Source organism: Shewanella glacialipiscicola (assembly GCF_023283485.1).
Classification (GTDB): Bacteria; Pseudomonadota; Gammaproteobacteria; order Enterobacterales; family Shewanellaceae; genus Shewanella; species Shewanella glacialipiscicola.
This window is the reverse complement of record NZ_JAKILU010000014.1, coordinates 43,287-57,449: the sequence shown is the minus strand read 5'-3', so window position 1 is coordinate 57,449 and position 14,163 is coordinate 43,287. Positions and strand designations below refer to the sequence as shown.

At 43.0% G+C, this 14,163-nt stretch carries 13 protein-coding genes and 1 pseudogene; 7 read left to right on the top strand and 7 right to left on the bottom strand.

From position 1 onward, the window contains the following. Nucleotides 1–125 precede the first annotated feature (125 nt). The 5 genes from L2717_RS11855 to rplU all read right to left on the bottom strand — a co-directional run bounded on the left by L2717_RS11855 (nt 126) and on the right by rplU (nt 3,691). Nucleotides 126–539, bottom strand: a complete 414-nt coding sequence (locus tag L2717_RS11855; protein WP_220774515.1) for a DUF3718 domain-containing protein — start codon at nt 537–539, stop codon at nt 126–128. 221 nt (nt 540–760) lie between these two features. Continuing rightward, a complete protein-coding gene (gene folA / locus L2717_RS11850) occupies nt 761–1,243 on the bottom strand; it encodes a type 3 dihydrofolate reductase (protein WP_220774514.1) in 483 nt (160 codons plus the stop codon). A 482-nt stretch (nt 1,244–1,725) separates the two neighbouring features. Continuing rightward, on the bottom strand, nt 1,726–2,895 hold the full coding sequence (cgtA, locus tag L2717_RS11845; protein ID WP_220774513.1) for an Obg family GTPase CgtA: 1,170 nt from the start codon (nt 2,893–2,895) through the stop codon (nt 1,726–1,728). 214 nt (nt 2,896–3,109) lie between these two features. Further along, nucleotides 3,110–3,364 (bottom strand): 50S ribosomal protein L27, encoded by a 255-nt coding sequence (rpmA, locus tag L2717_RS11840; protein WP_006080527.1) that lies wholly within the window; start codon nt 3,362–3,364, stop codon nt 3,110–3,112. Between the two features lie 15 nt (nt 3,365–3,379). Further along, nucleotides 3,380–3,691, bottom strand: coding sequence for a 50S ribosomal protein L21 (rplU, locus tag L2717_RS11835; protein ID WP_076500982.1), 312 nt, complete (start codon nt 3,689–3,691; stop codon nt 3,380–3,382). 271 nt (nt 3,692–3,962) lie between these two features. On the opposite strand from rplU, the gene ispB reads away from it, so the two are divergent. After that, on the top strand, nt 3,963–4,934 hold the full coding sequence (gene ispB / locus L2717_RS11830) for an octaprenyl diphosphate synthase (RefSeq protein ID WP_220773564.1): 972 nt from the start codon (nt 3,963–3,965) through the stop codon (nt 4,932–4,934). A gap of 88 nt (nt 4,935–5,022) precedes the next feature. Here the strand turns inward: ispB and ung are convergent, their stop codons facing one another. Next, nucleotides 5,023–5,688, bottom strand: coding sequence for a uracil-DNA glycosylase (gene ung / locus L2717_RS11825; RefSeq protein ID WP_220773561.1), 666 nt, complete (start codon nt 5,686–5,688; stop codon nt 5,023–5,025). Nucleotides 5,689–5,870: 182 nt separating this feature from the next. On the opposite strand from ung, the gene L2717_RS11820 reads away from it, so the two are divergent. Continuing rightward, entirely contained in the window at nt 5,871–6,434 is a 564-nt protein-coding gene (locus tag L2717_RS11820; protein WP_220773560.1) for a type II secretion system protein, read from the top strand. Nucleotides 6,435–6,507: 73 nt separating this feature from the next. Continuing rightward, nucleotides 6,508–6,828 carry a DUF3144 domain-containing protein gene (locus L2717_RS11815; RefSeq protein ID WP_220773559.1) on the top strand — a complete coding sequence of 107 codons (321 nt, stop codon included), beginning with the start codon at nt 6,508–6,510 and terminating at the stop codon, nt 6,826–6,828. Nucleotides 6,829–6,908: 80 nt separating this feature from the next. On the opposite strand, the gene L2717_RS11810 is transcribed toward L2717_RS11815, so the two are convergent. Further along, nucleotides 6,909–7,523, bottom strand: coding sequence for a LysE family translocator (locus L2717_RS11810; RefSeq protein ID WP_220773558.1), 615 nt, complete (start codon nt 7,521–7,523; stop codon nt 6,909–6,911). A gap of 570 nt (nt 7,524–8,093) precedes the next feature. On the opposite strand from L2717_RS11810, the gene L2717_RS11805 reads away from it, so the two are divergent. The 4 genes and pseudogenes from L2717_RS11805 to L2717_RS11790 all read left to right on the top strand — a co-directional run bounded on the left by L2717_RS11805 (nt 8,094) and on the right by L2717_RS11790 (nt 14,132). Beyond that, the gene (locus L2717_RS11805; RefSeq protein ID WP_220773557.1) at nt 8,094–8,633 is read left to right on the top strand and encodes a thioredoxin family protein; all 540 of its coding nucleotides are present in this window, start codon (nt 8,094–8,096) and stop codon (nt 8,631–8,633) included. Nucleotides 8,634–8,977: 344 nt separating this feature from the next. After that, nucleotides 8,978–10,440: pseudogene (locus L2717_RS11800) on the top strand (sigma-54 interaction domain-containing protein). A 172-nt stretch (nt 10,441–10,612) separates the two neighbouring features. Further along, nucleotides 10,613–12,085: a cytochrome c oxidase accessory protein CcoG gene (gene ccoG, locus L2717_RS11795; protein ID WP_220773556.1), complete on the top strand. Its 1,473-nt coding sequence runs from the start codon at nt 10,613–10,615 to the stop codon at nt 12,083–12,085. 445 nt (nt 12,086–12,530) lie between these two features. Then, entirely contained in the window at nt 12,531–14,132 is a 1,602-nt protein-coding gene (locus L2717_RS11790) for an AMP-binding protein (protein ID WP_220773555.1), read from the top strand. The last annotated feature ends 31 nt before the right edge of the window (nt 14,133–14,163 follow it).

Sequence of the window (14,163 nt, the reverse complement as noted above, 5' to 3'; positions counted from 1 at the left end):
AGTCAAACCGTCGATGGTTTTTCACTCAAAATACCGTATAGCACTGAGTTTAAATATAAAAAATGCCGAACTGAAGTTCGGCATTTTTCTTAAGCTGTTAGGCCAGTAAATAACGGCTCAGCCAGCTACTCTTCTTCGCCACCTGCTGCAGCGCCTAAACGCTCTTTAACTGCAGCAGTAATTGGGCTAGCACCATGACCATTGGCTTCAGCCCAAGCAAAAATTGTCACACCATCAGCTTCGGCTACACTCAATTCATTAACTGACAAACGTTTAGCAACGAACTCACCCGCATCGTCAGCATTTACGCTATAGGCAGCCCTTAACAAACTCGCCCCATCGCAACTGATACTACTGTAAATTTGACGTAATTTAACGCGGCTTTCTTTTAACTTTTTACGTAGGCGATTTTTATCGTTCGCTTTTACATAATCGCAAATACTCGCAATTAATGGATCTTCAGCTGCAACGGCAGCTGTAGGTACAGAAATATAACTAAATCCAATTAACGCAGCTAATGCTACAGGTATTAGACGCATCCGATACTCCTCAATACTTTCTTATTTTTTATAATTAATATTGTATGGGCTGCATCTATTATCTAAATAATGCCAATCTTTTGGTTTTAGCTCTCGTTCAACATCTAAGATAACAAGACAAAACGATCCCTTTTTCTAGGTTAACTATATGTCCAATAGGATAAAACACATCCGATTAAGCTACACCGCATACACGCAGGGTACACAACACAGCCAGTAATTTAACATCTTTTACTTAAGGTGATAAAGCGATATTCCAACCCTTCTGTACTTTTACCCGATAAAGACGCTATTTCATGCCAAGAACCGTCATCCCACATAGGGAAAAAAGTATCGCCTTCAACTTCAAGATTAATTTGCGTTAAATATAGAGTATCCGCGTAAGGTAATAACTCGGCATAAAGCTGACCGCCGCCAATGATGACAAGTTCTTCGCAATCACCAGCAATATCTTTAGCTGCATCAAAGGACGTAACACAGGTTACCCCTGTGATGACAAGATCTGTTTGACGTGAAATGACGATGTTATGTCTGCCAGGAAGCGGTCTACCGATAGACTCAAAGGTCTTACGCCCCATAACGACTGGCTTGCCTAGGGTGATAGCCTTAAAGTGGCGTAAATCCTCTGGCAGATGCCATGGCATTTTATTATTTTTCCCGATAACTCGATTGTTTGCCATCGCGGCTATCATAGCAATACGCATGTTTACTCCTTTATGTAGACAAATCATTAAATGATAAAACAGCTCCCTAAAATGCTGCTTATGTGACTGAGATCAACACCAATAGGCTTAAGATAAAGGCAGCTTGTAAGCGATAAATCGTAATGAGTACACACTCTAGGCTAATTTTAAGCTGAATAATCAATTGTACTAAAGCAATAGCGACTTTAAAGTCATAAAAGTTTAGGATAAAAAAATATTGCTGAGGTTAATCGCATACTTACGCATACAAAATCGGGTAGTGATACACAAACGAGGAAATAAGGCGGTTAATGCGAAGAAATTAAAAGTGATAGAACAATTTAAACTGGTGAGATTTAAAATCTAACCTAGTCGCCAGCTGATTTTTTAACTAAATCAGCTGGCGACTAGGTTAACAACCGTTGTACAGCACGCACAACGTGGCGAGTCATATCACTTTAAGTATCAGCGTACACATAACTCGCGCAATTCATGCAATCACATTATCTTTGGTAAATAACTTCTACATCGTAGTCGTCATCATCAAAGTCGTCATCATCATCTTCATCGACATAATCTTCATTCAATGAATCAATATTAGCTTGATGATAATTATCCCACTTGAACTCGACTTCGCTATCAGGATCGACGTTATTGTCTTCAGGTGGTAGGCTCGCAATGTAATCAAGCAGTTTTAATGCTAACTCACTGGTACCGTGGCGATTATAGGCAGAAACAGTGTAAACATCGCCTTCCCAGTTCATTTCTTTAACGATACGATCAACTTTTTCTTGCAGCTCTTCTTCAAGCAGTAGATCGGTTTTGTTAAAGACTAACCAGCGTGGCTTACCCGCTAATTTTGGTGAGTATTTTTCAAGCTCACCCACGATTGCGCGCGCAGACTCAACCGGATCGGTTCCGTCAATAGGCTCAATATCGATAATGTGTAGCAAAATACGACAACGCTCAAGATGCTTTAAGAAACGAATACCTAAACCCGCACCATCGGCAGCGCCTTCAATCAAGCCAGGAATATCGGCAATCACAAAGCTTTGACCTGGACGAGGATTAACTACGCCTAAGTTTGGCACAAGAGTGGTAAACGGATAGTCAGCCACTTTAGGTGTTGCACGGGAAACGGCACGAATAAATGTCGACTTACCCGCGTTAGGCATGCCTAGCAAACCCACGTCAGCCAACAGTAACAACTCTAATTTAAGGCTACGAACTTCACCTGGTGTTCCTAATGTCTTTTGACGTGGAGCACGGTTAGTACTGCTCTTAAAACGGGTGTTACCTAAACCATGGAAACCACCTTTGGCAACCAATAGCTTTTGGCCATGGGTCGTAAGATCCCCAAGCACTTCTTCAGTATCATGGTCAACCGCGCGCGTACCGACAGGAACTTTTAAGATCAAATCTTTACCGCTATGACCGGTACAATCACGGCCACGACCATTCTCGCCACGTTCAGCCATGTGAAAACGTTCAAAACGGAACTCGATCAAGGTGTTGAAGTTTTCATCTGCCTGCAAAAAAACACTGCCGCCATCGCCACCATCACCACCATCAGGACCACCATCAGGTACATACTTTTCGCGCCTAAAGCTAACACAACCGCTACCGCCGTCGCCTGCTTCGACCCTAATTACTGCCTCATCGACAAACTTCATACTTACTCCTGGCACCACTGAATGAAGCAATTATACTGTCTAACTTCATTGGTCGCCAAAAAACTCGAGATACTTTGCTCCCAATCTTACCTGTCAATGCGGTTTTTTGGTAATAGATACCCAAAACAGCCATTTACACGGTGTAAATAGAAGCACAAAAAACAGAAAGCCCCACCAATGGCGGGGCTTTAACAGTATAGGCTAGATTCGAAAATTAAGCTTCGATGCTAATAAACTTACGGTTATTAGCGCCTTTAACTTCGAATTTAACTTTACCGTCAGTCAGAGCAAACAAAGTATGGTCACGACCAATACCTACGTTTACACCAGCGTGGAATTTAGTACCACGTTGACGAACGATAATGTTACCAGCTAGAACTGATTCACCGCCAAAGCGCTTAACACCTAGACGTTTACTTTCTGAATCGCGGCCGTTACGAGTAGAACCGCCAGCTTTTTTATGTGCCATGAGTTAGACTCCTATTTATGCGTTGATAGCAGTAATTTTAACTTCAGTGAACCACTGACGGTGGCCCATCTTCTTGTCGTGATGCTTACGACGACGGAACTTGATGATAGTAACTTTATCACCACGACCGTGACTCACAACTTCAGCAATGACTTTTCCGCCAGCAACTAAAGGAGCACCAACATGAACTGTTTCGCCATCAGCGATCAAAAGAACTTGATCAAACTCGATAGTAGAACCAGTTTCAACTTCTAACTTCTCTAAACGAACAGTGTGGCCTGGGGCTACACGGTGTTGTTTACCACCACTTTGAAAAACAGCGTACATAGCTATTTTACTCCAATTCCTAACACGCGGGCTCATTCTTGGATGAGGCAGGGTGCTATAAAAAACTTTATTGACAATGGGCGCGGAGTTTACGCGAAGAACCTCACTCTGGCAACCCCTAATTAGGAAAGAATAAAAAAAGACCGGATTAACTCTCACATTAGTTGAGCTAGTGCTGTCATATGTCGAAATTTTAGGTAAAATTCATTTAATTATAATACGTGAGCCTAAACAGGGGCCGATACGCATGACCCCACAACCAGAGTCTATTATGGATTTAAACGCTATTCGTCAACTGGCTGACACTGATATGCAAGCAGTCAATCAGCTGATATATAAACAGCTTGAATCAGATGTCGCCCTAATTAATCAATTAGGATTTTACATTATCAATGGTGGTGGTAAACGTCTTCGTCCTCTGCTATCGGTATTAGCCGCCCGTGCGGTGAGTTATGAAGGTGAAGCACATCTTAAGCTTGCGGCGATTATTGAGTTTATCCATACAGCCTCATTACTGCATGATGATGTGGTTGATGAATCAACATTACGCCGGGGGCGCGAAACCGCCAACGCACTGTTCGGTAATAGCGCCAGCGTACTGGTCGGTGACTTCCTTTACACGCGCTCGTTTCAAATGATGACTGAACTCGATAACATGAGAGTGCTTAGAGTGCTCGCCGATACCACTAACGTGCTGGCTGAAGGTGAAGTTTTGCAATTAATGAATTGTAATGATCCCGACACCACAGAAGAAAGTTATATGCGGGTCATTTATTGCAAAACAGCCAAGTTATTTGAAGCTGCAACTTTGCTCGCTGCGGTCTTAGCTGATGCAACACCAGAACAAGAAACTGCGCTAGGTAACTATGGTAAGTATCTTGGTACGGCATTTCAGCTCACGGACGATTTACTCGACTATACCGCTGACAGTGACGATTTAGGCAAAAACATAGGAGATGACCTTGCCGAAGGTAAACCCACTCTGCCGCTCATCTATGCTATTGCCCATGGTACAGACGAAGAGAAACAGCTCATACGTCAAGCAATAGAACAAGGTGATGGCACACTGGCTATAGATAAAATAGTAGCAGCATTGCACCATTGCGGCGCTTTAAACTATACCCAGCAAAAAGCGATTGAAGAGTCAGAAAAAGCCATTGCGGCACTGTCTATTCTGCCAGAGAGCGACTACAAGCAAGCTTTAGTCACACTCGCTAAAATCTCGGTCGACCGTAATCACTGACTATTTGCTAATCTAGTCTTTATCGCCCAATAAAAAGGTCTTATTCAATAAGACCTTTTTATTGTCTACTCATCATTTAATCCTAGGATTAAACCTGCCAACGGATCGGCGCTTCGCCCCGCTCAAGTAATAATTGATTCACTTGAGAGAAATGTCCACAGCCAAAGAACCCCCGATAAGCCGATAAGGGAGAAGGATGTGGACCTGTGAGCACATGATGTTGCGGTGCGGTGATCACTTGTCCTTTCTTTATCGCATGGCTGCCCCAAAGTATAAAAATAATAGGCTGTGTCTGGCGATTTAATAACCCCAACGCAGCGGCAGTAAAGGTTTCCCAGCCCGCTTTGGCATGGGAGTGCGCCTTACCTTGCTCAACCGTTAGCACAGTATTAAGCATCAACACCCCCTGCTCCGCCCATGCAGACAAGTCACCGTGAGATGGTATTAAAAAGCCCGTAATATCCGTAGCCAACTCCTTGTACATATTGGCTAAAGAAGGCGGCGGTTTAATACCACGCTTAACCGAAAAACATAGACCATGGGCTTGGTTTGGGCCGTGATAGGGGTCTTGCCCAATCAAAACAACTCTGACGTTTTCAAGAGGAGTAATATTAAAGGCATTAAAAATATCGGTTTCGGGAGGGTAAACCACTTTCCCAGCTCTGCGTTCATTGTCTACAAATACGCTGAGTTGTTGAAAATAAGGCAACGCCTTTTGGTCATTGATAAATGCTTGCCATGTCGCCAGAGTCACTTTGCTACTTCCTCAATCCGGTTATTAGGCTAGCTTAAAAGTCCTGCCGTTTAATGGCAAGTTTGAAAATGGTATCTATCGTTAAGTGACACAGTCTTCATTATATTTTATGTTAAGCGTTCATTTAAGACATGCGACTTTAAGTGCTATAGTGCTTCCATTCTCGCACTGCCTAATACGCTATGATGATCCAACGTTCTGATAAATCGATTCAAACACATAAAACAGGTTTTACCTTAATTGAGCTTGTGGTGGTAATTATAGTGCTCGGTATTTTAGCAGTAGTAGCACTGCCGAAATTTATCAATGTGCAGCAAGATGCGCAAATCGCCACTGTTAAAGCGACTGGCGGCAGCTTTAAGTCAGCGATTAATCTAGCACGTGCCGTTTGGGCAGTTAAGGTCGGCTCAGGCCCAAAAGAAGATTTACCCGTATTTGGTACGGCGCAATCAGAACAAGTTGATTTCAACGCTTTTGGCTGGCCAGCACAGCACTATATTTATGGTAATGAAGCCTCACCTGCACTTGATAATGTTGAGGATTGTGTCTCAGTATGGGAAGTATTATTTCAAAATACTCAACCCAGTGTCTCGCGCTTAAATACTGATGCCACTAAAACCGACTATAAAGCTCGCTATACCAATCCTGGCAAGTGCACTTACTTATATCGAGTCAATGATAAGCTATCGATTAGCTATGACTCACAGACAGGAATCGTCATTACTGATTCAGATCCCAATAGTTAATGCCTAACGATTCCTTATTGCGCTAATTAAGTTAGAATCATGGTTTATTTTGCTATTTTCTAAAGTGAACGCTATGACAGACACGAGTAACACGACCATTTACGAACTTGCCGATCAGTTTATTGCTTTAGCCAACCAGCTAAGCCAACAAGAAGCCGATGTAGGTAAAGTAGGCACAGCGCTCCGTTTTGCTGCCGCACGTTTTAACGCCTTCGAAGCTGCGATTAAATCAGCGGATCTCGGCGCAGAAAAAGAAAGCGCATTAGAATGGTTTAGTAGTGAATTTAAAGAAATGCTGAGTGATAACTTAGACGATCACATCGCAAATCCTCCTATCACCCAAGAAACTAGCGCCGAAGAGTCTGACAATTCAGTGCAAATGTTTAAAGGCTAATAGCTGCTTTATTACCTCTCTTACAAACAAAAAACGCCATCAATTGATGGCGTTTTGATTATAGCTATCTGATAATTCGCTTACAGTGTATACATCACCCTAATAGCCAGCAGTATCAATACCACGCCAGACAACTTATCAATTAAGCCCGCTTTTTCTCTCAACTTAGGCAATACACTAGAGTGGGATAACAACAAAGCAATCAGTGTGTACCAAAGACCATCGACCACTAAAGGCGTAAAGATGATTAATGCTTTCGCCGTTATGCTATCGGCCACCATGACGAATTGGCTGAAAAGCGCGAGGAAAAACAACATTATCTTAGGATTAAATAAAGAAATCGCGATACCGTCACGGGCGGCGGTTAGAGTATCCGTTGCTTCACCTGCGGCAAATTTAGCTTGCATGCCACCTTTTGAGCGCAGCGCTTGAATTCCCATCCAAGCCAGATATAACGCCCCAATAATTGCAATTCCATTAAATACTAAGGGCGCCTTTTTAAGGACTGCGGCTAAACCGAGCAAGGTCACCAACGCATAAATCCCAATGCCAATCGAATGTGCCCATGCGCAAACAATCCCCTTATCTCGTCCACCGCCTAATGTGTGGCGCACCACCATAGCTAAACTGGGGCCAGGCGACATCGCGCCCAAACAACAAATGGCCAATAGCCCTAACCAGGTACTCAAACTCATTAAAACATCCTACGCCGAATAAAAAGGCTCATTGTGGACCATAAACTTGCTGACGATTCTAACATCACGCCATAAAAGTGTTAACGCGAATAAGTAATTGAGAAAATACTCGCCAGAGGCTCACCCTTATCATCTTTTAAAATGGTTTCGCGCTTATCGCTTGGTAGCTTATTTTCTAATCTTGAATCGTCATTCTATGTTCGGTTTTAACTACTTCAGGGACTGTGCTTTCAGCTTTAACGTCAGCCTTTTTCTCCGCCTCTGCATGACTCATGCATCGAAAAAATAACACCAGAGGCAGTACTAATAGTCACCACTGTGATACGGCGGGCTCTCGTTTACGTCAGCTTAAACTTATCATTTTGCTCCCTTTATCTTGTTATATTTATAATCTGCCTAAGCTTAAAAACACTTAACAAAAGGCGCAAAACACAATTGCAACTAAATGCATCAACGCTAAGGGCTAAACTTGCTGACCCAAAATCCATAAATTAACGCTAATTTAAGCCCTTAGCCGCTAAGATAAGCATAACCTAAGCCTCTATCGGCAGATCTCAAGCAGGAAGTTTTATGAGCACCATCACTCTGATCAGTATTTTCATTCTTTGTTTATTAATAGGCGCTATTTTGCTGCTACTTTGGCAAAGACAAAAAGGCAAAACCATACCGCTAGCTGTGATATTTGTGCTGGGATTTTTCGCTGTGGGACTCGGCGCTATTATTGGATTTGTACATAAAGGTGAGGATTATCAGGCCTACCAAAAACTACAGTGGCGCACCTTAGCACCAGAGCAAATTGCGCCTTTAGTTGCTAAAGGTTATACCGTCTTTGTTGATATCACCTCTGATTGGTGCATGATTTGTAAAACCAATCAAGCCGAAGTTACCCATAGGGAACAAGTTGTCAATGCTTTGATGGCCGACAATATTATTCTTATGCAAGGCAACTGGAGTGAAGCCAACAAAACAATTGAAAGCTATATGCGCCATGAAGGCGTGCCAGGAACGCCCTACAATAAAATCTACGGCCCAAGTCATCCCAATGGCATTCTTTTGCCGTCAAAACTTAGTATTAGCGACGTACTCAATGGCCTAACGGCCGCTCGTTAAGATCATCAGGTTTACATAAAAAAGGCTGCGTGGCAGCCTTTTAGGTGAGAGCCGTTCAAATTGAATGAAACTATTTATTTAAAAAATGAAACAATTATGAAAAAATAACCCTTGTTTCACAAATGAAAATACACAAATACAATCAATAACTTGAACATATAAACCCCACACACCATGACGACAAGAGTCATTTACTCCCAAAATATTAACGGTCACTATTTTTATGACTATAAAATTCATGGGAACACTAAGTTTCGCGGACACATTTAAATCCGCGATATATCGCGTGATGATATTTAAAGGTACACTCAAACTATCTGCTAGCGAATCGAGTAAACCGGCCTATGTCTCAGCTTTCATCAACTACAGCACTCGTACACAACCATTTTTTACCCGAAAATCAATTATTGCTTAATGCTGTTGGTGAAGGGATTTATGGCTTTGATTTAAGTGGTAATGCCGTTTTTATTAATCCTGCGGCAGAACGCATGACAGGGTGGAAGAATGAAGAGTTACTCGGGAAAAATATCCATGATTGTCATCACCATAGCCACGCAGACGGGAGCCACTACCCACAAGAAGATTGCCCCATTTATAACACTTTAAAAGATGGCATTACGCGTGAGATAACCCATGACGTATTTTGGCGTAAGGATGGTAGCAGTTTTCCAGTACATTACAGCTCTACGCCCGTTTACCGCGCCGATGAACTGGTTGGCGTGGTCGCGATATTTCGTGATATCAGTATTTAAAAAAACAAACAGAGCTGTCATTACGCCAAGCATTAGCCCAAGTACAAGTACAAGCCCTCTCAGAACGACTCGCTTCAGAAAACCATTACCTACAAACCGCACTCGCAGATAAAACTGGCGATGTGGATATATCAGGAAATAGCGGCGTGATCCGCCATATGATCCAGCAATTGCATCTAGTCGCCAATACCGATAGCACAGTATTGATTTGTGGTGAAAACGGCACAGGTAAAGAGTTAGTCGCCCGTAATTTACATCAATTAAGCCACCGTAAAGACAAGCCAATGATCAGTGTTAACTGTGCAGCGTTCTCAGCCTCTTTATTAGAAAGTGAGCTCTTTGGCCATGAGAAAGGAGCATTTACTGGCGCTACCAGTCGCCGAAAAGGTCGCTTTGAACTCGCCCATCAAGGCACGCTGTTTCTCGATGAAGTGGCCGAACTGAGCTTAGAAGCGCAATCAAAATTACTGCGAGTTATCCAAGAGCAATCCTTCGAACGCCTTGGCGGCAGTGAAACCATTCAAGTGGATATCCGTTTAGTCGCTGCCAGTCATCACGACTTACTCAAGCGAGTTGAGCTAGGATTATTTCGAATGGATTTGTATTACCGCCTAAATGTATTCCCTATTCAGGTGCCACCACTGCGCGCAAGAATCGACGATATTCCTGAGCTTGTCAGCCATATTCTGCACAGTTTAAATCGAAAGCTTGGAAAAAAGATTCGCGGCGTGAGCCAGAAGGGACTGCAAAAGCTCATGGCATACACTTGGCCAGGCAATGTGCGTGAGCTGCAAAATATTCTTGAACGCGAAGCTATTTTATCCCAAAGCGATATTTTACATATTCACGCTATGCCTAATAGCAACCCACTCACTCAGGCTCACGGGCAAACTTTAGCTGAAGCAGAAGCCCTACATATAGAACAAACCCTTAAACGTTTACATTGGCGTATATCGGGTCCATTAGGTGCAGCCAATGTGCTCGGCGTGCCAGCAAGTACGTTAAGATCACGAATGAAAAAACTGGGGATTAAGCGTCAATCTACTGAGACATAAGCACAGCATACATACCAAAAGACACGATATATCGCCAATGTGTGATATATCGTGACTAATACTTGGGTCAAATCTGAAAATAACCATACATATCAAACAGTTAAACCAACTCAAACTTGGCCTAGCGCTTGCTATAGGGAGGCAGATCTTATTTAAGCCGTTAGGACCCTTTATGCCAAAGTGCGAAGTTACCCCAAATTCTCCAAATGTGAATAAGTGTGTGGGTGCGAAGCCGCCCGCTGTAGAACTGCACATCCCGATTAAAAATCTCTCTAGCCGCAGCTTGCAAACAACAAAGACGCCATCTGGCAACATACATTTTCGCGAGCAGAAAGGCTATTTTCAACGCCTGCGCACCATGATGAATAGTTTGCTAATCGTGCTATTTTTCGCCCTGCCGTTTATCTCTCTTGATGGCCGCCAAGCGATATTGTTAGATGTCAGCCAACAACAGTTTTTCTTTTTTGGTATCACACTTTGGCCGCAGGATTTTACGTTACTGGCGTGGATTTTTATCGCCGCAGCTTTTAGCCTCTTTTTTATCACTGTATTTTGGGGCCGTGTTTGGTGTGGTTATCTTTGCCCGCAAACAGCATGGACTTTTATGTATGTGTGGATCGAAACGCGCATTGAAGGTAGCAGTAACAAACGTAAGCAACTCGACAAAGCGCCGTGGTCTAGCAGTAAAATCGCGAAAAGAACGGCAAAACACCTTCTTTGGGGGCTCACAGCCCTACTTACTGGCTGTGCCTTTATTAGCTATTTTATTCCTGCCCGTGAACTCTATGTGGATATATTTACAGGTCATGCTAGCTTCTGGATCACTAGCTGGGTATGGTTTTTCGCCGTTTGTACCTATCTCAATGCGGGCTGGATGCGCGAGCAAATGTGCTTACACTGCTGCCCTTACTCACGCTTTCAAGCAGTCATGTTCGACGCGAACACCAAAACAGTGACCTACGATGCACAGCGCGGTGAATCGCGTGGCCCTCGTAAACGTAAGCAACAAACAAGCCTAAATGAGCCTACTTTAGGTGACTGTGTTGACTGTAATTTATGTGTTGAAGTGTGCCCAACAGGCATAGATATTCGCAACGGTTTACAATATGAGTGCATCAACTGCGGCGCCTGTGTTGATGCTTGCAATGAAACAATGCTCAAATTCGATTATAAACAAAATCTTATCGGTTATATGAGTGAAAATGACATAAAAGGAGTGCGTTACACTTATTGGTGCTCACCGCGTTTCTTAGGTTATGGGATTGCGGTCATCATCATGTTAATTGTCATCGGCTTAGATTTACATGGCCGTAGCGAAATCCAGCTAAATGTTATTCGCGATCGACAAAGTCTGTACCGCGAAACGGCAGACAATAAGATTGAAAATACCTATCAGCTTAAGATCCGCAACAAAACCCAAGAGACTAAACAATATCAACTCGCCGTTGATAGTGAAATGCCCTTTAGCCTTATTGCCAATCCAATTATTACCCTAGCCGCTGGTGAACAACTCGACTACCCAGTCACAGTGTTAACCGATAGAGATAACCTCGCCTCGGGGCGTAAAATAATCCAATTCTCAGTGACAGATATTAAACAACCCGATCAGCAAGTCAGTCAAAAAACAGGATTTTTCAGCCCTTAAAACTTAACCTTTAATGAACAGTATTAACCGTTAAATCAGCACTGAAGGAACAAACTTAAGTGCTGATTTATGCCATCCATTTAACATCACTACAGATAAACTCACCATGCCATCGATAGTCAAACCATGATATTGATTATCCACGCTATCTTTTGATACCGCTGCAAGTTAAATTAACTAATATTTAACTTATTGTCGTACAAAAATTCACTCAAGCCAATATTAAAGCACAGCCAAAACACAATCAAAAAGTTCAAACTTAAGCTACAGTTAAGCCCTAGACTTTAGAGTAAAAAGACTTTTTTTACATAAAGATAGCATTATTGGCATAACGATGTTTTTCGCGATAAGCATTGACCTCTAGTGCTAACACCCTCTAATCTAAACATCTGTTTAACTCGAAAATAATAACAACTAATAAACATCATCTTTGAGGTAGTTCAGCATGGCATATGATCAAGACTCTCAACTTAAACTAAACTACAGCTCACTTGTCGATTTGATTGAGAAAACCAGCCTACGTTATGGCGATAAACCCGCCTATGCCTGCCTAGGTAAAACCAGCAGTTTTAATGAAATAGAACGCGATTCACGCTACTTTGCCGCCTACTTACAAAATAAAACCTCACTCAAACCCGGCGATCGCATTGCGATTCAATTACCTAACATTACCCAGTTTGTCATTGCTGCTTATGGTGCAATCAGGGCGGGTCTTATTCTGGTTAATACCAACCCCTTATATACCGAACGCGAGTTAATTCATCAGTTTAATGATTCTGGCGCCACAGCGTTGGTGGTACTGTCCGACTTATTACCGACCTTAGCCAAAGTTATCGACAGCACCCAAATAGAACTAGTCATTTCCACCCATCCGTTGGATTTAATTGACCCACAGGTGCAGCCTAAAACAAGGCTTAAAAATATTGAGTTTTGCCAAATTCTTAAACAAGGTGCTGAACTTAGCTTTACTCGCGTAGCCCCTACATTGGCGACTCTCAGTGCATTGCAATATACCGGCGGCACCACTGGACTGTCTAAGGGTGCCATGTTGACCCACGGTAATATGCTCGCCAATGCCGCGCAGGTAAAATCCCGCATTGGCAGTGTCATCACCGAAGGTGAAGATATCTTTGTTGCGCCACTGCCGATTTACCATATTTACGCTTTTATGGTGAACTTAGTACTGTATTTCGAGTGCGGTGGTTGCTCGGTATTAATTCCAAATCCGCGTGATATTAGTGGCTTAATTAAGACACTCGCCAAATACCCCTTCACGGGATTTGCAGGCCTCAATACCCTGTTTGTCGCCCTATGCCATCAACCCGAGTTTAAGGCGCTGGACTTTAGCCATTTGAAAATCACTATATCAGGCGGCACTGCACTCACCGCTGCAGCGGCGAATATTTGGCAACAGACCACAGGCAACATGATTAGCGAAGGGTATGGATTATCTGAGACCTCACCGGTTGTTTCACTTAATGCACCCGGCTATCAAAAGCTTGGCACTATTGGTAAACCTGTGATTGGCACAGAGGTTAAACTGTTAGATGAAAATAACCTTGAAGCCCCCCTCGGCACCGCCGGAGAATTAGCCGTGCGCGGCCCACAGGTGATGCAAGGTTATTGGAATAATCCACAAGAAACCGCTAATGCTATTACTGCAGATGGCTTTTTCAGAACTGGTGATATCGCCATTGCCACCGAAGAAGGGTTTCATCAGATTGTTGACCGCAAAAAGGATATGATCATTGTCTCTGGTTTTAACGTTTATCCTAACGAAGTAGAAAACGTATTAGCCAGCCACCCTAATGTGATCGAATGCGCGGTTATCGGGATAAAAGATGAGCATTCTGGGGAAGCGGTCAAAGCCTTTATCGTACTCAAAGATAATGGTGTTGACCAAGAGCAACAGAAAAGTGACATCCTACTCTATTGCCGTAAGCAATTAACCGCCTATAAGCTACCTAAAGTGATTGAGTTTATGAGCCAATTGCCTAAAAGCACCGTCGGTAAAATTTTGCGCCGCGAGCTTAAAGACCACGTATGAGCCTCAGCTATCCCAGTGAATGAAACGTGTC